This is a genomic window from Flavihumibacter cheonanensis, assembly GCF_022352215.1.
Lineage (GTDB): Bacteria > Bacteroidota > Bacteroidia > Chitinophagales > Chitinophagaceae > Flavihumibacter > Flavihumibacter cheonanensis.
The window spans coordinates 550,268-571,429 of the sequence record NZ_JAKRWF010000004.1 but is presented as its reverse complement, the minus strand read 5'-3'; the positions used below and the strand labels follow the sequence as shown (position 1 = coordinate 571,429).

General features: G+C 39.8%; 16 protein-coding genes and 2 tRNA genes. 3 read left to right on the top strand and 15 right to left on the bottom strand.

Annotation, left to right across the window (positions count from 1 at the left end; all coding sequences use genetic code 11):
• Positions 1 to 6: 6 nt before the first annotated feature.
• The 7 genes from MD536_RS18915 to MD536_RS18885 all read right to left on the bottom strand — a co-directional run bounded on the left by MD536_RS18915 (position 7) and on the right by MD536_RS18885 (position 9,915).
• Positions 7 to 1,479 (bottom strand): restriction endonuclease subunit S, encoded by a 1,473-nt coding sequence (locus tag MD536_RS18915; RefSeq protein ID WP_239602984.1) that lies wholly within the window; start codon positions 1,477 to 1,479, stop codon positions 7 to 9.
• Positions 1,476 to 2,900, bottom strand: a complete 1,425-nt coding sequence (locus tag MD536_RS18910; RefSeq protein ID WP_239602982.1) for a class I SAM-dependent DNA methyltransferase — start codon at positions 2,898 to 2,900, stop codon at positions 1,476 to 1,478. The genes MD536_RS18915 and MD536_RS18910 overlap by 4 nt, the downstream gene beginning before the upstream one ends.
• 186 nt (positions 2,901 to 3,086) lie before the next feature.
• Complete coding sequence (locus MD536_RS18905; RefSeq protein WP_239602980.1) at positions 3,087 to 5,228, bottom strand: GmrSD restriction endonuclease domain-containing protein; 2,142 nt, start codon at positions 5,226 to 5,228, stop codon at positions 3,087 to 3,089.
• Positions 5,229 to 7,625 (bottom strand): EcoAI/FtnUII family type I restriction enzme subunit R, encoded by a 2,397-nt coding sequence (gene hsdR / locus MD536_RS18900; RefSeq protein ID WP_239602978.1) that lies wholly within the window; start codon positions 7,623 to 7,625, stop codon positions 5,229 to 5,231.
• A gap of 335 nt (positions 7,626 to 7,960) precedes the next feature.
• Entirely contained in the window at positions 7,961 to 8,248 is a 288-nt protein-coding gene (locus tag MD536_RS18895; protein WP_239602977.1) for a hypothetical protein, read from the bottom strand.
• Between the two features lie 160 nt (positions 8,249 to 8,408).
• Positions 8,409 to 8,495: transfer RNA gene (locus tag MD536_RS18890), tRNA-Phe, on the bottom strand.
• Between the two features lie 1,347 nt (positions 8,496 to 9,842).
• A tRNA-Thr gene (locus MD536_RS18885) sits at positions 9,843 to 9,915 on the bottom strand.
• Positions 9,916 to 11,512: 1,597 nt separating this feature from the next.
• Here MD536_RS18885 and MD536_RS18880 point away from each other — a divergent pair.
• Positions 11,513 to 11,917, top strand: coding sequence for a helix-turn-helix domain-containing protein (locus MD536_RS18880; protein WP_239602974.1), 405 nt, complete (start codon positions 11,513 to 11,515; stop codon positions 11,915 to 11,917).
• A gap of 658 nt (positions 11,918 to 12,575) precedes the next feature.
• Here MD536_RS18880 and MD536_RS18875 read toward each other — a convergent pair.
• A complete protein-coding gene (locus MD536_RS18875; protein ID WP_239602965.1) occupies positions 12,576 to 13,187 on the bottom strand; it encodes an FXYD domain-containing ion transport regulator in 612 nt (203 codons plus the stop codon).
• Positions 13,188 to 13,302: 115 nt separating this feature from the next.
• On the opposite strand from MD536_RS18875, the gene MD536_RS18870 reads away from it, so the two are divergent.
• Positions 13,303 to 13,785 carry a hypothetical protein gene (locus MD536_RS18870; RefSeq protein ID WP_239602963.1) on the top strand — a complete coding sequence of 161 codons (483 nt, stop codon included), beginning with the start codon at positions 13,303 to 13,305 and terminating at the stop codon, positions 13,783 to 13,785.
• On the top strand, positions 13,766 to 14,002 hold the full coding sequence (locus tag MD536_RS18865) for a hypothetical protein (RefSeq protein WP_239602962.1): 237 nt from the start codon (positions 13,766 to 13,768) through the stop codon (positions 14,000 to 14,002). Before MD536_RS18870 ends, MD536_RS18865 begins: the two co-directional genes overlap by 20 nt.
• A 31-nt stretch (positions 14,003 to 14,033) precedes the next feature.
• Here MD536_RS18865 and rhaM read toward each other — a convergent pair whose 3' ends face one another.
• The 7 genes from rhaM to MD536_RS18835 form a co-directional block, all read right to left on the bottom strand.
• Positions 14,034 to 14,348: an L-rhamnose mutarotase gene (gene rhaM, locus MD536_RS18860; RefSeq protein WP_239602960.1), complete on the bottom strand. Its 315-nt coding sequence runs from the start codon at positions 14,346 to 14,348 to the stop codon at positions 14,034 to 14,036.
• 29 nt (positions 14,349 to 14,377) lie between these two features.
• On the bottom strand, positions 14,378 to 14,947 hold the full coding sequence (locus MD536_RS18855) for a GNAT family N-acetyltransferase (RefSeq protein ID WP_239602959.1): 570 nt from the start codon (positions 14,945 to 14,947) through the stop codon (positions 14,378 to 14,380).
• Between the two features lie 2 nt (positions 14,948 to 14,949).
• Positions 14,950 to 15,204 (bottom strand): type II toxin-antitoxin system RelE/ParE family toxin, encoded by a 255-nt coding sequence (locus tag MD536_RS22205; protein ID WP_369075814.1) that lies wholly within the window; start codon positions 15,202 to 15,204, stop codon positions 14,950 to 14,952.
• Between the two features lie 26 nt (positions 15,205 to 15,230).
• Positions 15,231 to 15,467 carry a hypothetical protein gene (locus MD536_RS18850; RefSeq protein WP_239602957.1) on the bottom strand — a complete coding sequence of 79 codons (237 nt, stop codon included), beginning with the start codon at positions 15,465 to 15,467 and terminating at the stop codon, positions 15,231 to 15,233.
• 74 nt (positions 15,468 to 15,541) lie between these two features.
• Complete coding sequence (locus MD536_RS18845; RefSeq protein WP_239602955.1) at positions 15,542 to 16,966, bottom strand: AAA family ATPase; 1,425 nt, start codon at positions 16,964 to 16,966, stop codon at positions 15,542 to 15,544.
• Between the two features lie 121 nt (positions 16,967 to 17,087).
• The gene (locus MD536_RS18840; protein ID WP_239602953.1) at positions 17,088 to 18,761 is read right to left on the bottom strand and encodes a glycoside hydrolase family protein; all 1,674 of its coding nucleotides are present in this window, start codon (positions 18,759 to 18,761) and stop codon (positions 17,088 to 17,090) included.
• A gap of 6 nt (positions 18,762 to 18,767) precedes the next feature.
• Complete coding sequence (locus tag MD536_RS18835) at positions 18,768 to 21,125, bottom strand: hypothetical protein (protein WP_239602951.1); 2,358 nt, start codon at positions 21,123 to 21,125, stop codon at positions 18,768 to 18,770.
• Positions 21,126 to 21,162 lie beyond the last annotated feature (37 nt).

Genomic DNA, 21,162 nt, shown 5'->3' with positions numbered 1-21,162 from the left:
GGACTGTTACTTATTTACCATTAATGCCTCTTTTAACACCTGCTGCAATAAATACTCATTCTGATCGCGGCTAGTCTGTATGCTTTGTTGTAAGTCATCACAAAGGTTCATTAACTCGCTTAACTTTTCTACGATTCGATTTTGCTCATTAAGAGGTGGAAGAGGTACGGGCAATAAGTTCAAGTTTGTCTTGTTCAATGAAGCAAGGTTTGTTGACTTCTTGTATGTTCCCAAAAAATAATCTCTGGAGGAGTCAGAATTAATGGCATATTCAAAATATTGCTGATTGACTCCATCAATTCGAACAGCAAATATGTGATTTTGATGAATACACGGCTGTATGGAGGCTCCCCAAATGGCACACCGGCCAACTTTATCAAAATCACCTCCTTCGTTGACAAGGATATCAAATTGCTTTAAATAGTATTTTTTTGCTATTTCTATTGGGAGTTCGAGATATTTTACTGTACTTAAATCTACTGAACCCCTCTGAACATTTGCAACTCTTAAGTATGGATATTTATGCAGTTTTCCTGCAAATTTCTTTCCAAGTGCAATTCCTGTCTGTATATATGATATTTCACCCAACCTGCACCACACCCAATTCTCCGGAATCCCAAAAGGTATTTCTTCCGGTTTTATGGGTGGCAGCTCTTTTTCTTTTTTACCCGACTTAGCTTTCTCATCTTTTATTTTCTCCAGCAGGTCTCTTGCATGGCCGTCTTTTGGATCTTGCATTACCAGTTTGCCCTGCATAGCTTCCCGCAAGAAGGCTTGACGAAGTTGGATGAGTAAGCTGTATTGGTTATTAAGTTCTGCTTCTAGTGAGGTAATATTGTTCTTAGATGAAAATACCTTGCATACTGTTGGTCGGTATTCTTCAGGTATAAATGACAAATCCAAGTCATTTGATTTTCTTACTCGTTCGAGAATTGATATTATTTTTTTCTGAATATTTATTTCAGGAATCGGTAAAGGTGTTTTCAAAATTACTGTCTGGCTAATGTTGGGTTGTGCCCCGCCTTTGCTCATTTCGATAAATTTATATCGATGGGCTTTAAAGAACCAAAACAAGTAGTCCCGTTCAACGCAAGGTTTGGGAAAAACAGCACAAATTGCTTGGTTTGTAGCTGTTTTTATTCTTGTGATTGCTGTCTTTCCTGCTGTTGCACCATACATCGCAATTAACAATGTACCTTCTGGATGTAATTTAGCAGATGAATTTGCCAATCCCTTATCAGTAATATATTCCTCTGCTTGATCAATAAATCCATCGTTAAGCTCTCCTGATTTAACCCACGGAATATTACCCCCGTAATAATCATGATTCCCCCTTAGAGGAGTACCACCACTTGTGGTATCGGCTACTTCTTCAATTTTTTTATTAGGATATTTTTCATTGAGGTCATGAAAAATTGCTTCGGCAACTAATACCGAAACGTCAGATTTCTTAATGTAATCTGCGTAACTAATCTTCATTTCACTGCCTCCTTCAACTTGTTCAACAATTTATCACTTTTCAAAAAAGACTGGTGCAGCATTTCCATTAGTTCGGCACTGGTATATTCATGTTTCTCTTCCTGCTTCGTGGGGTTCTTAATGTCCAAATCATAGCCACGGTCTTTAATAGTTTGTATATCCACTTTCCAGCATACATCCGATTCCTTTCTTTTCTTCCACCATTTCTTTATAGGGTCAAACTCCTTTACCTGTATGGGTTTTGTTTTGCTATACGCTTTGTAGCCTTCCGGCATCCGGTGTTCGTAGTACCAAATTTCTTTGGTAGCCTTTCCCTTTTCAAAAAACAGCAGGTTAGTAGCGACCGTTGCATAAGGCTGGAAAACAGAATTGGGCAGGCGAATAATGGTATGCAGGTTACATTCTTCCAGCAACCGTTGCCTTACCCTTTGTTTTACTCCCTCACCTGTCAGGCTACCGTCTGGCAACACAATGCCTGCCCTTCCACCCTGTTTCAGCAGGTGTATCATCATTATCAGGAACAGGTCAGCACTTTCTTTTGTGCGGTAGGTTTGCGGAAAATTGGCTTCATTGTTATTGGCCACAATACCACCAAAGGGTGGGTTAGCCAGTATGGCATTTACCCTGTGTTTTTCTGTGTAATTGGTAAGTGGCTGGTCTAAGGCATCCCTGAATGTTATATTGGGCACTTCGATATCATGCAGGATAAGATTGGTGGTTGCCAGCAGATAAGGCAATGGCTTATATTCCCACCCGGCCAGATTCTCTGCAATGCTTTGCCTGTCCTCAACACTATTGGCCTGTTTCATCAGGTGTTCAATGGCACAGGTCAAAAATCCTCCCGTACCACAGGCAGGGTCTAATATCCTTTCTCCCAGCTTGGGGTCAATCATATCAGTAATGAACTGTGTAATGGCTCTGGGTGTATAAAACTCCCCGCTTTTGCCAGCACTTTGTAACTCTTTTAATATGTTCTCATACAATTCACCAAAAGCATGGCGGTCTTTGGCCTTATTGAAATCAATCTCGTTTAGTTTGTTGAGTACCTTCCGAATATTGGTACCACTCTTCATGTAGTTGTGATTACCTTCAAATACCTCCCTAACAATCAAAGCCCTTTTATTTCCAGAATGAACACTAATATTCCTTAAGGTTGGGAATAGCTTTCGATCAATAAATTCCAATAACTCATCACCGGTCATTCCTTCATCATCTCCGGCCCAATTAGCCCATTGAAGCTCTATCGGGATAGGGGACTTATACTTAGTACTCAGCATCTCCATTTCAAAGTCCTTGTCGGAGAAAATTTTCAGAAATAGCATCCAGCCTAATTGTTCAATACGCTGCGCATCGCCATTTAATCCTGTATCCTGCCACATGATGTCACGGATACTTTTTAATGTTCCTGAGATATTAGTCATTTTTATTCTTTATTGCTTTTTTCTTACTCCGTGTTTTGCTCTAATACTCAATAAAATATTCCATTATCGAAGTCAATCTTTGCACAGGTTCAAATTTGTAGTTTGTCTGATACTTCACGCATAGGTCATACAAGTATTATCGATACCATCGCCAAAATAGGCTGGGAATCTTTCGGACAACAAGTTTTAGAAACGCTTTTTAATATATGAGGCAGTCTCTTCTATATCCAATTCCTGAGATGTGTTTCCACTACGAACATAGAATTTCTTCTGAAGTGCACCGTTCTTATCACCAACATCACAGTACAAGGGAGCTTTTCCAGCCTTGATATCAATCTCACAAATCTCAATATCATTCACGATAGGAAACCTTACTGTGAGATTCAATGCCCCGAATTCTTTTCCAAAGGACTTATTCACGATATTTCTTAGGTGTAGTTCAAAATTGTCTTTGTTTGCTTCCTTGAAAGTATTGTAATCAGATTCTAAACCCAATATATCTCCCTCATCGGATACACCAATTAATAATTTGCCACCTTGCGCATTACTGAAGGCTGAAATAGTTTTAAGAATAATTTCTTCTATCTTTTTGTCAAGACGATTTTCTTTCCAGTTCCAACGCATTGAAGACTTGAACTCAAGAAACCCATGCTCCCCTGACTGTATCATATCCAACAAATCAATAGTAGTTGATACATTAACCTGACCAATAGAGATGTTTGTTAGATATGTATTCAACTCATTTGCTAGTATTTCTCTTCTTACATCCAAAAACTTCTCATAGTTTTCAACTTTCCAGAGGTTTTCATCTTCAGGAATACACTGAAGTTTTAAAGCATTCGGGAATTCTTTTTTTACTCTTTTAAGATAGACCTCTGCATATGTAGCAGATTTTTCCCTATTCTCTGTAGAAGTAAGTATAGCTCGATTAGTAACTTCTTGCGCAATAGCATAATGAAACTGGTTATCCATATCATAGATACCAGAGTCACGCAATACAGAATATGCAAAAATGTGATCACGTTCCAAAGTATATTTCTTTCCCATATTCTTTCTCAGCGATAGTCCGGTACCGAGACAAACTGCTCCTCTACTTTTGAAGTACCATTTCATTAAAGAAAAAAGTGGGTGACGAATATCACGTCCGATAAACTCAGATGGTTTAATTTCCAATGGTCGTTCCTCATCAATCAAGGCAAGCAGAGTGTCAAAAGGATTCGGATTATCACAAATTATCCCAATGTCTTTATCCAGCTTTTGTGGTAATTGGCTAATATATCTGAATCTTATTTGAGAATAGTAAAACCATTTGATAGCCTTTTTAATCTCCTCCTCATTCAGTTTATTGTCAGGCTTGTTAAATGTAAATGTGATTATTGGAATGAGAGCATATACTGAATTTATTTCATCGGTATGGTCAATATACGCCTGACTTTGTAATAAATTACAAACATAGTCTAGTACGCTGTTATCAAGCTTGTTCCAAGCTTCAATTAGTTTTTCTTTATTGTCTGCCGTATGAAGCTTTTCCATTTTAGAGCCAATTCTGTGAGTAACGGCCAGCAAGGCATAAACAACAAAGTCAAGTTTAAACACCCAACCCTGCTTTTCTAAGTCCTGTAGTTTCTTCTTGAATAAATTCCTTGCATTCGGCCAATACCCTGAAATCTGGGCTAATGCCAATTCTGCATCTGTAAGGTTAACTCCGCTGGCATTTACAATGTAGAAAATGTCAATAGCCTCTTTAATTGAAGCTTTTACCGGAATTATCTGTTCTAAAAAATCTCTATCCTCTATTCGTTCTATAGCTCGAATATTATTTGAAATAGTAGTTTCTCGTTCACGGGGTAATCTTTCGCCGTTGTTCCTTTTTTCCAATTCATCTGTAATGTCCCGCTCCCTTACTTTCCCTTTAAATATGTCAGTTATGTTTACCCAAAGTGGGTTATTCTCCATAACTTTTACTTTGTAATATTCCAGTTCTTGAGTTTCAACATTCACATATAGATTACGGACGTCATTTTCTATTTCCATTTCTGTATAATAAGGAGGTATCTCTCCCCTCATCAACATATAAAGGGTGGTAATACGTTGCTGGCCATCAAGAATAATTTTTACAGCTCCTTTGTTTTCATTGTATTTGTACTTGCCCTTTAACTCAGGCGGATTGTTGGTTTCCCAGGTAAGCATTGTTCCGGTTGGGTAATCCTTTATTAAAGAAGAAATTAAATTCTTTGCATCATTTCTCTTCCAAACATACTCACGTTGAAAGGCCGGAACGAATAACTGGTTTTCATCAATCTTATCCAAAATTTGTCGAATTTTCATTTAAGCAGATTTATAGAGTTCTTTTTCCAAATCCTTTAAAGCTTCCAGATATTTTTCCCTACTGCCAAACTCTTTTATTATTTCAACCGGAGAGCCATAATCAGTAAGGGGCTTCACTTTCAACACTTCCATGCTTTCAATATTTTCTATTCCTTCATCCGCGTATTTATCCAATAAGGCTTCCAGCACTTTCCTTGCCTGTTCACCGTACTTGGTAAAATAATTCCGCTTTTTCACATTGTTGGCTCTTTCCTTCCTTGTCAGCGGTGGCTGGTCATAAGCTACATGGCAAATGAGGTCGAACAAATCAACTTCCCTTCCTACGGCATCATATAAAGCTTCTACCAATACTCCCTGATTTTGTAATTCTTCAATGAGGGCTTCCTTCTTTTCCATGTTATTCCACTTTCTCAGAAATTCATCCAACGAAGCAAATTGTTCCTGAATGATTTTCTTGGTATGATCTTTCAGACTGGTAGTAATAGGCTTTCCCTGATTGTCGAAATACATTTCCCGGCTTACCAATACAGAGACATTTATGCCGTTCACAAATACCTTTTCTCTTGGACCTTCCTGAACAGTACTTGAGGTTTCATTTTGCGGGTACCGGGGTGCTGGCTTGGCTATTTCTATTTCCGCTCCAGTTATTTCATCTATTATCGGGGTTGTATCAGTTTCCTCTTCATCAATAATATCTACAAGGTCAGTTTCTTCAGATACCGGTTTTACTCGTATAGGATCACCATCGAAGTCTTTATCCGCAAACAAGTCGGTCACATTCCTGAAATCAAGGATGGTAAAATAAAGCTTCCCATATTCTTCATTTATACGGGTTCCCCTACCGATAATCTGTTTGAACTTGGTCATTGATTTTATCTCACTGTCCAGCACAATTACTTTACAGGTCTGGGCATCTACCCCGGTGGTCATTAATTCTGATGTGGTCGCAATGACGGGGTATTTTTCTTCCGGATTTATAAAGTTGTCGAGCTCTCTTTTACCTTCATCATTATCACCTGTTATCTGCATTACATATTTGTAGTTCTCGCCAGCTATATCAGCGTTTTCATTTCTGAGTAAGCTGGTCATAGCTTCCGCATGTTCAATATCGCAACAGAATACAATAGTTTTGGCAAATCGATCATACCCTTTAAGAAACTCCGATATTTTTTTCACCACCAGCTTTCTTCGTTCTTCTACAACAAGGTTGGTGTCAAAATCCGTTCGGTTATAAATTCTGTCCTCTACTACTTTGCCATTCTTATCCTTAAATCCTTTGGGTGGTCTCCATCCTTCCAAATCTATATCAAGCCCAATACGGATAACCCGGTAAGGAGCTAAGAAGCCATCATCAATACCCTGTTTCAATGAATAAGTATATACAGGATCTCCAAAGTATTCAATGTTGCTGGTTTCCTTTGTTTCTTTAGGTGTGGCCGTTAAACCGATATGTGTAGCGTTCTTGTAATAACTGAGAATCTCCCTCCATGCACTATCTTCCTTGGCACTCCCCCTGTGGCACTCATCAATGATAATCAAATCAAAGAAATCAGGAGAGAATTGTTTGTAGATGTTGGCATCTTCTGTGGAGCCGGATAGCCCCTGATACAATGCCAGATAAATTTCATAGCTTTTATCCACCTGCCGTTGTTTCACCACGGTCATCTTATCCCTGAAGTGTTTGAAATCACCTCGTCTTGTCTGGTCAATCAGGGCATTCCGGTCAGCCAGAAACAAGATTCTTTTCTTGGCTCCGCTTTTCCATAATCTATGAATAATTTGAAAAGCTGTATATGTCTTTCCCGTACCTGTGGCCATAACCAGTAAAATTCTGTTCTGGCCTTTTGCGATGGCTTCAACGGTCCTGTTAATCGCAATCTGCTGGTAGTATCTTGGTTTGCGACCTGAACCATCGAAGTAGTAATCCTGTATGGTAATCCTTTCAGCCTCCGGGGTAACAATGCCTTTAAATGTCTTGTACTTCTCCCACAGCATTTCTGGAGTTGGGAACGCATCCAGTGCCAGTTCGGTTTCCAGATTACCATCTGTGGCTGTTCTGTCATGAAATAAGAAGCCATCTCCGTTGCTGCTGAATACACAGGGGATGTCCAGAATTCGGGCATAATTCAACGCCTGCTGCATTCCTGCACCCACCCGGTGGCGGTTGTCTTTGGCTTCGATAATGGCAATGGGAATATTTGGCTTAAAGTAGAGGATATAATCAGCCCTTTTTTGTTCCCCCCTGGCAGTTATTCGGCCTCTCACATATATCTTTCCATCTGTAAAGGATACCTCCTCTAAATATTGGGACATCTTATCCCAGCCAGCTTTTTCAATGGCCGGGGTAATGAACTTGGTACAAATGTCCCGTTCAGATAAGGTCTTCTTATCGAGCATTTTGTGGAAGGGTTTACGACACAAAATACTAAAAATGTTGAGTTTGTGGTAGTTATGATGGGTAGGTGGTATGTAGCTACCTGGTTCTTGGCGAGAAGTACTATCTATTTGCGATAGAACCAGGCTTTTAAAAAGCAACTTTTACCAATGGTAAAGAATAAGTGATGAGTTGGACTTTGGATTCTGTCTGCCTACTGTCAGCCTTTAGGATTTGTGAAAATGAATTGCCCTTAATGAATAAGATGGCCTACATCAATCATTCAATTAGGTTCTCAATAAATACGTCGCTTCTGCCAGTTTTTCCACGTTTTATCAAACTCAGGTGCTTCTAAGTACTAATTGAATTCTTCAGAGTTTAATTCTTCATGAGAATTATCCTCAATTATGTTGAAGTTTTTTTCAATATGCTCACCAATTGCAACTGCAAATCCCTCAGTTTTTATATCATCATTTTCTGGCGTCATAAAGAACTGCCATTTTAGATCTTTAATTAGGTAACCTAAAAAATTATCACCAATAAATATAATAAATGTTGGGTGTTGGTATTTACCATACGCTTTTTGGACTTTTACAATTATCTCTCCAAGAACGGGATGTATCACATTAATTGTCAATTCATTCATAACAGAAATTTTACCAATAATGAAGATGAAAAAACATTCATTTAAACTTAAAAAATAAATTATTGAAGAGAAAACTAAACAGCTCCTGTTTAAAAACCGTTAAAGCCCCCTCAGTTAGAATCCTAGTGATTTCTATCTGGGGGGGCTTGCCTTTCGGCAGCGGCGGGGGTGGGATTCGAACCCACGATACCCCGTGAAGAGCATACCCGGTTTTCAATCGGGCGCATTAAGCCACTCTGCCACCCCGAATTGATCATTGACCAAATCGGAGTGACCATTACAATAATACATTTATGAATTCATTACAACAACAACCACACCTTAAAAAAATCATAATATAAACCTTAAAAATTACACTTCCAACGTTCCTGCATCCACCTTCATGGGCGATGGAACAGAACTTGGAAGCAACTGGAACCACATATATCTCCAAAAAGTATGAGGATGGTGTGTGAATAGCCATAACCTTCCGGATTATGGTAAATACCCAGCCAATGATCTTCAAGCTGCCTGCAAGAATTGAGCTTTGCTAATAGGCACTCTGGAAATAAGTAAAGCGTCCTTAATCAGCAACAGAGAAACGTATCCGGGAGCAAGCCTCCAGAACCGCATGGAAGATCATATCTGATTGGGTCGAGATCCAGCTGTCAATGATTCTCCTTGAACAGGCATTGCCCCTGCAGATATTCCTCCCTTATGTTTACGATCTTACCTGTGATCTGACTTTCTTTGAAAAGTTAGAGCAAAAGAATTTTAAACTGCTTTCAAATCAATGGAAGGCAGGACCAATTACTCGGTTATAATTAATATGCGTTTTTTTTTAACTGGCGGTGATTTGTTTCTCATAAAAAATTAACTACCTTTACTTTCCATCATAGCGGAAACTTTTGTAACTACCTTATTCTGTGTTGGATTTCTTGAACAAATCCAACACAAATTTTCTAAAACCCAGGGAGTAGTATCCCATTACGATCAGTTGTCCAAATAATTCTATTAAGGACATTTTTTCATTATCCATTGTTTGTATATAAAATCCGGTTTTGTCCGGCATACTTTAATAAATAGACGCATTTGAGCACAAAAATGATCTTCAAGCAATATTTTTTCAATGATTGCTGCGGGAGTAAATATTATTGTTGATAACAGCCCCCTCGAATGAAGGAGTGATATAAGAAGATTGATTCGATAGAATCTGAGATTCAACTTATAAAATAATATACAAAAAAATTATTAAAATACCAAATGTATTTAACTCTGCGGAAAAGGTAGATGACAATATAGGCTATTTTGAAGTTGGATGTTTGAAGCTGAATTTTAATATGCTTCACAGTATTCCACTAGATTTAGAAAGCTTGAAATTGACCCAGATTTGACAAAAAATGCCCAAAACCTAGATACAGGTATCATTTTTGCCCATATATTTGGGCGAGAATCTCCTTAAGAAGGTTCCTTAAGCACTGAAAAACCAATTATTATCCAACTATCCAAAAGGAGTTCTGTTATAATAATGCTCTTATTTCTAGCGTTTTCTACTCAGATCTTTCATCTAATTCAAATAAAAAAGACTATCAGGTTTTCCTGATAGTCTTCGAAGAGAGCCGGGCGGTCTACGACCCCGCGGTCCAGGAGTACCAGTCCTGTGCCTTAACCAGCTTGGCCACCGGCTCCTTTAAAAAATCCCCGGATGGCGAAACATCAGGGGTGTGTACCAAATAGCTCCAACTATTCGTTACACTGGGGACAAGGTATCTTGTAACACTTCGTGGGGTGGCATATTGTCACCCCTTTTCTGTTGATGCACTTCCGGAAAATAAAACCGGTCCCGCGACAGAATTCACAAGAACCTTGATACGCCGTGTTTTGACTTTGTGTCATAACTTGGGTATTAAGGGTGAGTAAATCACCTGGGAAATACCAGATGGCTATGAATATTACACAGCTATTTTTAAGACTTGACCCACCTTGGGCAGGCGTCTCAGATAATTAACATTCGGGGAAAACTCAATTTGTAGGAGGGAGATAGGGTACATATATTTATACTGCGTTTATGCCTCTCCTAAAATTATGCGAGGTCCCAGTCCCAAATCTGGGATCTCGTTGTTTTCATCCATTACAAAGAACTTATAAACTGTAATTTCCTAATATTTCAACCTGCTAAATAAACTAGTTTTACACAGCTGGTTGATATATTCTGTTTTCATAGGCAGCCGGTGTAAATCAAATGTAGTCGGCTCCTCAATAAAAACCGACCCGCAAATGTCCACCTATGTGGATAAGTGACTGGGAAGTTTTGATTCTCGCACCCACTCTGAATTTGGTAGAAAATCCTCAAACTCAGCAAAAAATAATTTTGCCATATCATTTCTTCATTAACTATAAACTACATGCAATCATCTGGTACAAGTGATTCATAAGAAATTGAAACAGGAACGCATCAAATATATGTACCCACATAACTTCGAAAAAATTTTTTCAACCGTTTATTTTAACTAATGTTAGGCGCGTAGTTATCCACATTTTCAGCATTTTTCAAAGGAAGGGAATTAGGTTCAAAATCGAGGGGACAGGATTTATAATACTCACGAGAATTACAAATTCCGCCATTAAAACCATAACATGTCCTATGTTATCACACAATGATTTATACTCTTTCTGGCGATTAAAAGAACAGGGAGGATATTGTCTAAACGGTTCGTTTAAAGATTTTTTTAGATGGCTTGTTGCATGCATTTAGACATTCAGTATTGAAAAACAACATATTGCGTCTGTTTTATGTCTAAACATGTCTAAACCTAATAACCTACTTTCTCTCAATTGCCCGTGAACATATGTAATTCTTAGAGGAAAAGAATATTTAAGAGAATAGACCGAGCAAATCAGAATATCCTGTATCATTATTTTTAATCCTGATATAAACATTTTTGTAAAAATACTTAAGGTACAGAGCTTTGCCTCTCAGGATAGCAGCCCTTCAAAAAGCTCCCTTAGCCCTTTGTAGTTACTGAATACGCTAAATAGCAAACTCACCAGATGAATCCGCAATGAAAGGGTTTTATACTACCGGCTAGCTTTGTGTTGCGGTTAGCACCATGAATCAGTTGTCGAGGAATAAACTCTAAAATCTGAGAAAATCTCTGCTGTCCGGGAAATTTTTTAATTTCACCTATTAGTGAAAGTTTTGTATTGGTAAACCAAACTTAACTAATCTGGGTGATTCTTGGGAACTCCGGGAAACTTGTAATTTGACCTTTTAAAATTCTGAATATGGCAAATAAAAAAATACACGAGGGCCGTAACGTAAAGCGCTTCCGCGAAATGCTGGGTATTAAGCAGGAAGCTCTGGCTTTTAGCCTGGGCGAGGATTGGAGCCAAAAGAAAATATCACAACTGGAGCAAAAAGAAAGCATCGATGCGCCTCTTTTGGAGCAAATTTCTGCTGTATTGAAAATACCTGTTGAAGCTATCCAAAATTTTGATGAGGAGCAGGCTATAAACATCATATCGAATACATTTAATGACCAATCAAATGGTTATAATTATTATCCTCAATTTAATATTAACCCCATTGAAAAATGGATAGAAGGATTGGAAGAAATTAAACGTCTGAACGCAGAGCTACTTAAGGAAAAAGATGAGCAGATTGCGTTGTTGAAGAGAATGTTGAAGTAGAAGCCAAATTAAAATATTGATTGAATATTTATCCTTTCTAAGACATTTGTCAAAGGGTAGTCAGGAGATCATGAAAAATTATACTACCTGATGAATGAACCCAAATTCTGAATATAGATTAGTATCCTTTGCATGTGTCTATTTGAAATTTTAAATCAAGTATAGAATCCAAAGGTTGATCCAAAAGCACTCTTGCAATTTTTGGATTAGGTGGATAATATTTCAACAAATATTTATTACCAACTTTGATCTTTTGCTTGTTAGTATTGAAGGATATGTAGTCGTTGTAAACTATTTGGTTAACGCAGTATTGAAAGTCAGCATCCGGCCCTCCATCTACAGGATAAGATATTTTGTACACTGTGGCTATCGGCATTAGAGAAACTATCAGAAAAACTGATATTGTGTTTATCCAGATCTTTGTCATAAATCTGTTTATTGTTTTACACCATTTTTTGGTGTTCACCTATCTTTTTTCTTTAACAATGCAATAGTGATTAAACTCGAAAGGACTGCTGTAAACAATATCACTAAAATAAAAATCCAAACCTCCAAGGTTATGGTATATATGTACTTACTGTGAACCTCTATTTTCATTTATTCCTATTTATAAATTCATATCCCTCCTTCATTCTGGAAATGGTTACCATTTTATTGCTTATTTCACTACAAAATAAAAATCTCCACCGGGCAGATCTTCACCGGTATACCCTAACAAATGCCGGTTATGGCTGGTCTCTTTTAAGTTGATCGTAAAATTCGCTTTATCACAGGGAGCCGATTCCCGATAGGTATTGATCGAATTACTTAGGATCATTTTATACAGTCCCGGCTTTTTAGGTTTAATAACCAGGTGGAACCGGTAGCGGTTATTTTCCTCCGTAAAAAAATAGGACCTAGTTAAGGAAGGATTGATTGCCCTGGATTCCTTACCATTTAACAGTATACAATCGAAATCATTGGCAACTTGGTCAAATGCACCGGTGCTTAGATTCTTTCTTCCAAAGGAAATCGTTGACCCTAAATTTGCCGCCCCCTTGAAAGGAACCAGGGTACCGGATTGCAATTCCACAAAGGAATTGGACACATCTATGAATACTGTGAGCGAATCGCCCAAACGCAGGGTATCATTATCCGGGAAAACCTTAGCAGGTAATTCAAAATTATAGTAGATGGCCGTACAATCCTTGGTGCAGTTGCAGGAGGAGTTGGTCAGCAATAGGACTGAGAAAAACATGATTACTCCATTGAAGATGCTTTTACTTATCATACTGCCTTAAAGTAGTAATTAATTTGAATAAAAAAGAATCCTTCCATGTCACCCTATTACGGTATTGCACCAACGAACGCGAATAGATAGTTTTAGGCCCACAATTACTTAAATCATGAAACAAACCTTATTCGCGGCGCTGGTTGCGCTCTTCTTTGTGCATTGTAGTAAAAGCGATGATGACACAAACACTACCCCACCTGAAGAAACTAATCAATTTGCAAACTGCCTGGTTACTCGTACTGAACGAGAAGGATTTGAACCGCATATTTTTACCTATGACAACCAGAAGCGTTTAATCAAACACGAATATGCCGGCTATGAAAATGTATTAACCTATACCGGGAATACTGTGATAAACACTCAAACTTCCAATGGTAATCCGCATTACAAAAAAACGATCACCCTCAACGATAAGGGCTTTGCAACCAAAATAAAAGTGGAAAATCCCAATGGCACCTGGAGAGAAGAACTATATGAATACGATGGTACCAGAGTGGTAAAAAAATCAACTTCAACTAATAGCAGTATTTCACCGAAACACAGCTATTATCAATGGTTGGATGGTAATATGGTTGGTGAAACAGATCCCGATTGAACTGTTTCAGCAAGGAGAGTATGCCGGCATCGCTGAACTTGAATTAGGCTATAAAATCATCCGCAATAAGAATAGGATTAAATCTATAAAATCGCCCTCCGGCACCATCACCAACCACAGCTATTCAGAAGATGATCAGGGTAAAATAATACGCCGGCAAGTGAGTTCTACCAGCGGAGCCAATTACAGTGAAAAGATCCTGTATACATGTAATTGAGGGGGACGGTTCCGCGCAATACTATTACATATTACTCCAAATAAAAAACTTCTACCAGTGGTTCGGCAACCGGACTGTCATCTGTGTTGGTAAGCATTAGATCCTTCATATAGGTCCACCACTTTCTCATTAGAGGATGTTTGGGGAGTTCCTCCAGCATCGTCGGGTTTTCGACTTTCATGACAGCAAATAAAGTCGCTGTTTCAGCATCCAGAAATATGGAATAATCCTGTATGCCATGCTCTTTGAGAAGTGATTTCAGCTCAGGCCAGATTTCATCATGCCGCCTTTTGTATTCCGCCTCCTTCCCTTTAATTAATTTCATTTTAACCGATATGCGATGCATAGCTCAGAATTTAATGTAAAAGATATCAATTAGTCCCTCCGCATGCAAAACAATTCATATCCAAAATCCAGCTTGTTATAGGTAACAAATCCAAATTGCTCGTACCAGGTGATATTTTTACTGGTTGATGTTTCGAGATAAACAGGCAGGCTGTCCTTTTCAGCCTTTTTTAGAAGTTCAATAAGCAGGCGTTTCCCGATTCCTTTGTGCTGATCAACCGGATGCACACCAATAAACCACAAGTAATAAAAGGGCGTTTTAGGATATAGTTGTTTGATTTTCGACTCCCGCTTCAATACCTTTTTTAGATTCGATAACCCGATTACGGAGAAGGCCAGTTCCAGATCCAGCAATACAGTTGACAGGGATGTTTTTTTCTTATGCGGGAATAAAATCAACGCGCAGGCTTTTTTGTCTTCGGTCAGGTATACTTCACCAAACCGATAACATAGTTCAAAAGAATAGGCCATGAGTTTTCGGAGCCTTTCTTCTTTTCGGCTATCCTGCTTTACGATGTACTGAACACTTTTATTATCAGCAAAGGATTGAACGAGGATTTCGACAACGGATTTCTTGTCTGAACGAACTGCTTTGTGCATACTCAATACTTCTTCGGTTCCATACTTGTATGCCGAACTCGGAGTACACGAATGACATTTTTATGAAATCGATATACAATCCTATATCGATGAATTTCAAAAGCCCTGTAAGTACCATTATTTTCTTTTTTATACTTATCGGGGTTATAGCATTCAGGGTGTTTTAGTGTTTTGTCCATGGCGGCGATTATTTCATCAATAACCACATTAGCATTCTGGGGCGAATCTTTGCTAATGTATCTGTAGAGAGCTGCCATTTCTTGCTGAGCACGGCGTGTCCAAACTATTTTGCTCCCCGCCATTGTTTTATTTTCTTTTTCATTTCGGCATTACTGATATAGTCGCCTTTTATGAATTCAGCTTCTGCTTCAGCTAGTTCTTTATTGTATTGCTCAATATCAATTCGACCTTCCTCCCGCTCAATATCATCCCGAACCAAGGCATAAATCGCTTTCACTTTTTGCTCCTCAGCTACTTCTAAATAGGATAATAATTTTTTACGCATTGCTACAATTGTCATACAGCATCAATTATACCATCTAATTTACATAAAATATACTACCCCAGAAATTGAAACAGAACGAACTATTTTTTCTAATCAAAAAATATATCCAGCTCAAAACTGTTTTTCACCATGGAGGATGCATACGCATTGGATGCCAATCCAAAGGTGGTTATCATCGTCAGATAAATTGCTTTGGTAGTTTTTGTTTGTTCTTTAAATACCCGAATTTTCTCTGCCAGTTCTGCTGCATATGCTTTTGTTATGGTAAACGGATGAATAGAGAACTTCATTTCACAAAGATTGATCACCCGATCCCTGCGATCAATTACCAGGTCAACCTGCGCACCCTGCTCTTTGTCGCGGCTAACCCAGGAAGAGGTGGTGGTTTGAATACCAGTTATACCCAATGCCTTTTTTATTTGTCCTATATGCTCCAGGCAAACCTGTTCAAAAGCATAACCGGTCCAGGCTCTTTTCTGCGGACTATCAAGGTGGTTCATCCAATTGTTCTCATCCAGCGTGGAAGAACTTTTTATCCATCGCAGGTAAAAGAGTGAATACGGATCTGATAATTGATAAAGACTCAGCTTTTCTTTATTACCATAGGAAACATATTTGCGGATAAAATGGCTTTCTTCCAGCTCCTTCAGGATTCGGGTAGTACCGCCGCCATTGGGCATTCCGGAAACTTCCAGCAGTTCATCACGGGTAAGTCCCCTTGCTTTTTTACTCAATGCTTCAATTATAGAAATATGCCGGTCCGCTTTTTGAAAGAGAGAATGATACAGGTTATCAAACTCACCTCGTAACAACCCATCCTTGGTAAAACACAATCTGTCAATATTCTGATCTGCACTAAGACCAGTATTCACCTGATCCAAATAAAACGGTATTCCACCCATCACCATATAAAGCAGAACAAGTTGATAACGATCAAAACCTGCCGACCTGGCTTTGAAATATTCCTCGCACTCCTGTAAGGTGAAAGGCTGGAGCCGTATGCGATGAGTGACCCGATTATGTAGGCCACCTCTGCTATTGATTAGCGTATTGATCATCCAGGCCGCCGCCGAACCACATACCACCAGGATAATATCGGTTCTAGCACTTGCCCAGGCATTCCAGAAATGTTCCAGTGCCGGTATAAATCCGGATTGTGCAGTATCCAGCCAGGGAAGTTCATCCAGAAAAACCACTTTTTTTTGATCCGTTGATTTTTCCAGCCAATTGATTAATTGTTCAAAGGCTTCCTGCCAGGTTTCTGGCTGCGGTTGGAGTTCCGCCGAAGTATCATATCTTCTTAAGGCAGCAGCAAAATTAGCCAGCTGCTGTGCCATGTTTACATTCGCCATTCCTGTCAGATGGAAGGCAAACTGATTGTCAAACGCCTTACGAATCAGGAAGGTTTTACCTACCCGCCTTCTCCCATACACAGCTACAAAGGTGGAGGCTTTACCCGCTTTCAGGTCAGATAGGATAGCTAATTCCCCTTTCCTCCCAATGATCTGCTGCATATCCCTCAATTTGGCTGCAAGTTAGTTTTTTGTGCACTTATAGCCAAAATGAATGTTCAATTTGGCTATAAGTCAACTTTTTTTCCAGTTATAGCCAAATTGACTCATTCAACACCAAACTTTAAGGCAAGGGGATTGCTTTAAATTTAAACGGAGGGGCTGACGGATCAGCATCCGATAGTGATAGTACAAACTCATATTCCCGGCCCTTTTCAAAAGGAAACGCAGTACTGAGTTGTACGGTCAACTTTCCGTACGACTGGATAGGTGATATAGTTCCTGTCGCTATTTCATTTAACCCTTCCGTGCTTTGTACCTGAAGTTTCAAGGTGGCTGGTTGAGAGGTTGCCAGGCCAAAATTTTCTACTACTACAGTTATGGCTGTTGTACCTGTACCCGGACTAAATACAGGTCGCAATGCAGACAAGATACCCGGTTCATATTCCACCCAAGGAGCACGGGTGTAGCCAAACAGGAGTTTTCCGTTTTTGTACCTGCCGATCAGCTTAGGTGCAAACTCTTCTTTGGTTAATCCATGCCCCTCTGCACTAAAAGTGAGTATTAAATCGCGGCCCTGTTTTTTACTTGCTACTACCTTAGCTCCTTTTCCAAAATTCACCTGTTCATTACTGCCAAATCGTAATGAACCAAGATCTATATCCTTATGCGGATTAAATCCTTTCTCAGCGCTGACCTTGATTTGAATGGTTTCTCCGGCTGCCGGCAAACTGGTATTCATCAGGCTAATTAATACTCCCGGATTCAGCGGCACAGAGATGTTTTTTGAACTGTGCCGGTCGCTGGCCTTATCTTCCTTCTTCAGAGTATCAATCACCGCAAAATTTGCCTGTATCGCCCTGCCCTGCGCATCCTGCAATATCTTGATGCGTTCAAACTTAAACCAGTCTTCCAACCTGCCATCTTCATGAAAAGCGATCCCCGGCACATAAGCTTCTCCCGGATCCGTTACCCAATTCACTCCATCTTTTGAACGCAGGTAAAAAGCAATTCTGCCCAACCAATCATTCACGATCATATGGTATTGAACTGAATCCCTCCACACCACCGGATCCTCAAATTCACCCGCCACATTCGGGTAGGTTCTCTTGTTGGATACCTGCCGATAAGTCGATAAACCTGTCTGGCTGATCCAGACTCCCCCACCCCGGCAAATCATCAGGTAAGAGCCATCGGGACGTTTGGCAAAAGTTAAGTTGGACAATCCTTCAATTATGGGGCGATCCCTTGGATCAAATTCAAATTTTCCTTCCAGCCAGGGGCCATCCAATGAATTGGCTACATAATTTTTATCGATGCAGTACAAAACATAGCGGCCATCTGTCAATTGAAAAATTTCCGGATTATGTCCCGCACCAATGGTATCTTTTATACTAAACGGACCAAAGCGGTTATTGCTGACCGTATGATAGACAATAGAACGCGGCCATTGTCCATGGCCTTTGGGAGAGCTTTCCGGCCATCCGCAAACAAAGAGATGATATGAACCATCAGCGCCTTTCACAATATTACCGCCCCAATAAGAACGCTCGCGGTCTTCAATACCATTGTCGATGTAACGTGGCAGTACATTTGCGCCTCCCCAGGAAGCACTGCTTAATTTTCCCTTGGGCATAGGAAGAAAACGATCCTTGAAGGCAGCACCTTTTACGAGTTGTTTCCAGCTTTCAGGACGAGGGCGCTCAGTGATTTGCGCAGTGGAGGAAATACTAACTGCGAACAGCGCAGTCAATACGCAAGTGAGTTGAAAGAAACGGCGACGGTAAGCTAATATCATATGGAACTACAATTGAATCTTCTCCACCTTTCCCTTCAATTTAACAGTGCCTTTGATGACAGGTTCACCACCTGTCATAGAACCGGCATCGATCAGGATGGAATGTTTGCCCTGAGACATCTCCGGCAACTCTTTTTCAATATTGATTTTGCGAATCAGACTTCCTTTGTCCGAGTATAATTTCATTTCTTTGGAGCTATCCCACACGAGTGTCTGTCCCTTTTTCATAGTAACGGGAACCGAAATTCTTAAGAAGTTGTCTATCTCCAATTCAATATTGGCGACTTCCGCATCTTCTTCACCTGCAACCAGCAACTGCAATTGTATTTTCTGAGATTCGCCACTGTTGTTGAAGTCGAAACGGGTATGCGTAGGTTCTCCTGGCTGCAATACTTTTTTTGGATGATTAAATTTCACCTTATCATAATGCGCCAGCGACCATTCTTTATTGGCCAGTTTTCGGAGTTGAAAATCATTCCCTGGATTTTTCAAGGCCATTCGTTGCTCAGTATTAAAGATGCCCAGGTTCTTGGCTTCCTCCCACAATACAATTGTTTCGATGATCTTATCGAGATTTGGATTCTTTTTATATGCATTGTGACGAAGTACCAACGCGTACCCTGCATTGTATCCTGCTGCCACGGACATCATCCATTCTACATCCTCCACCTGTGTATCAGCATTCACCAAAAACCAGCCCAGCATGTTGGGCATATAGTTACGCTCAAAGAAAGGCTGCAACCTGAACCGATGTTCCGATTGACTTTCTCTGAAGCTGGCATACCAGGGTTCACCCCAGTTGATATAGCTGTTGTGATTCCAATAGAAATGATTGATAATACTGGAGCCATTCACCACTATGTGTTTCACGCTTTTCAGAAACTCATCAGCAAAGTAATTCTCTGCATAATCACCCCTTCCGGTATAACAGGCTCCTTCATGCCCATCGAAATCCATATGAGACACTCCGGTCTCATTGAAAAAGCCTGCCATATTCTTAATCAACTGCTGTTGCATTTCCCAATTGGGGAACATGGTTTTGTAGGGAAAGTCCATTAACTTTTTAACCTGCTCCCCTTTTTTATGAACAGCCGGTTTCGTGTTAAATGCTCCACGTACGCAGTTGATCAGGGTATAGGGCTTTTCTTTTGAAACTTCCTGGTACCGGATGATCTCATTGCCAATTAGAATACTGTTCAATGTAGATCCCTGTGCAAAATATTCATATCCGTCAACTACAATGCTGGTGGCGGTTTCATCAATATCGGCAGATAAATTGGAAGTGCCGGCTGCCATCAGTCCGCTATTGAGAGCAGTCGTAACAAATGGATCATTGGTGGTGATAAAATTGGTGAGGGTATGTACACCGACCCGGATATTTTTGCTTGTGGCTTTCTCCACTAGTTTTTTCATTCCCATACGGCCGTTGGGAAATTGCTGTTTATTCAGATCGAAATGGCCCCAGGTATCAAAAGGATGCTCCTGGTAAATGGAATAAAAACCAAGGCGTTCTGTCAGTGAGAGTAAGTCATCAAACGTCTCTTCTGTAAAATCAGTAATAAGATAGGGTCGTCCTGTAATTCTGGTGGCCCTGGTCCATGCTCCGTCAATCACCGGAAAGGGAAGACCTTCTGTTTTGTTGATGCGACCCATGGTGGTAAGCGCGTTTGCTGGTGAAGTACCGAAAATTGCAATAGCACTACCTTCCAGTTTGTACTCCTTAAGGCCAGGCACCGGACAGTTATTATGATGATGCCAAACTTTGATAACTCTATCCAGGGATTGATTAATTGCAAAAGCCTGCATGGCAGAACCAAATTCCTCAGCACTAGCCGCACTACCTGCAATGGAGGCAGAGGGAGAAGTAACACCTTCTTCATTACTCAATTTTCCACCGATTGTTTTGGCATTCAGAGACCTCATACCAATCGCAAAGTTCTTATTACGAACAACCCCTACCACTTCGCCGATGGTATCCTTGATAGTAGTATTAAAAGGTCCCCAGAAAATAGCTTCTATCTTTTCCTTTCCGACAACTTTGGTCAATTCAAATTTTATATAATCGGCAGTCTCTTTGGCAGTAACCTGCAGTTCAATGCCGTTACCATAGCTAAGTGTTAGCAGTTTACCACGAACCTTAACAAGCTGCGGGTTGATTTCCTTGTTGGCGCTTTTAATACGGAGTAGTTGTCCCGGTCGACCATTGGGAACATAGTTCATACCACTACCGGCATCAACCATTTTAAGAATTTCTCCTTTGGGACTAATCTCCATAGAGAAGTTCTTTGTTTTTAAAGCCAGTTGTGCAGAGATAGTGGTTGTAAGGACTAATCCAATTAAAAACAGCAAGAGGCGCTTATGCATGTTCGTGGTATTTGGTAAAAAGTAATCAATCAATATG

Coding starts and splice junctions, on each gene's coding strand:
- MD536_RS18915 (WP_239602984.1), bottom strand. CDS start 1,479: ATGAAGATTAGTTACGCAGATTACATTAAGAAATCTGACGTTTCGGTA.
- MD536_RS18910 (WP_239602982.1), bottom strand. CDS start 2,900: ATGACTAATATCTCAGGAACATTAAAAAGTATCCGTGACATCATGTGG.
- MD536_RS18905 (WP_239602980.1), bottom strand. CDS start 5,228: ATGAAAATTCGACAAATTTTGGATAAGATTGATGAAAACCAGTTATTC.
- hsdR (WP_239602978.1), bottom strand. CDS start 7,625: ATGCTCGATAAGAAGACCTTATCTGAACGGGACATTTGTACCAAGTTC.
- MD536_RS18895 (WP_239602977.1), bottom strand. CDS start 8,248: ATGAATGAATTGACAATTAATGTGATACATCCCGTTCTTGGAGAGATA.
- MD536_RS18880 (WP_239602974.1), top strand. CDS start 11,513: ATGGCAAATAAAAAAATACACGAGGGCCGTAACGTAAAGCGCTTCCGC.
- MD536_RS18875 (WP_239602965.1), bottom strand. CDS start 13,187: ATGATAAGTAAAAGCATCTTCAATGGAGTAATCATGTTTTTCTCAGTC.
- MD536_RS18870 (WP_239602963.1), top strand. CDS start 13,303: ATGAAACAAACCTTATTCGCGGCGCTGGTTGCGCTCTTCTTTGTGCAT.
- rhaM (WP_239602960.1), bottom strand. CDS start 14,348: ATGCATCGCATATCGGTTAAAATGAAATTAATTAAAGGGAAGGAGGCG.
- MD536_RS18855 (WP_239602959.1), bottom strand. CDS start 14,947: ATGCACAAAGCAGTTCGTTCAGACAAGAAATCCGTTGTCGAAATCCTC.
- MD536_RS22205 (WP_369075814.1), bottom strand. CDS start 15,204: ATGGCAGCTCTCTACAGATACATTAGCAAAGATTCGCCCCAGAATGCT.
- MD536_RS18850 (WP_239602957.1), bottom strand. CDS start 15,467: ATGACAATTGTAGCAATGCGTAAAAAATTATTATCCTATTTAGAAGTA.
- MD536_RS18845 (WP_239602955.1), bottom strand. CDS start 16,966: ATGCAGCAGATCATTGGGAGGAAAGGGGAATTAGCTATCCTATCTGAC.
- MD536_RS18840 (WP_239602953.1), bottom strand. CDS start 18,761: ATGATATTAGCTTACCGTCGCCGTTTCTTTCAACTCACTTGCGTATTG.
- MD536_RS18835 (WP_239602951.1), bottom strand. CDS start 21,125: ATGCATAAGCGCCTCTTGCTGTTTTTAATTGGATTAGTCCTTACAACC.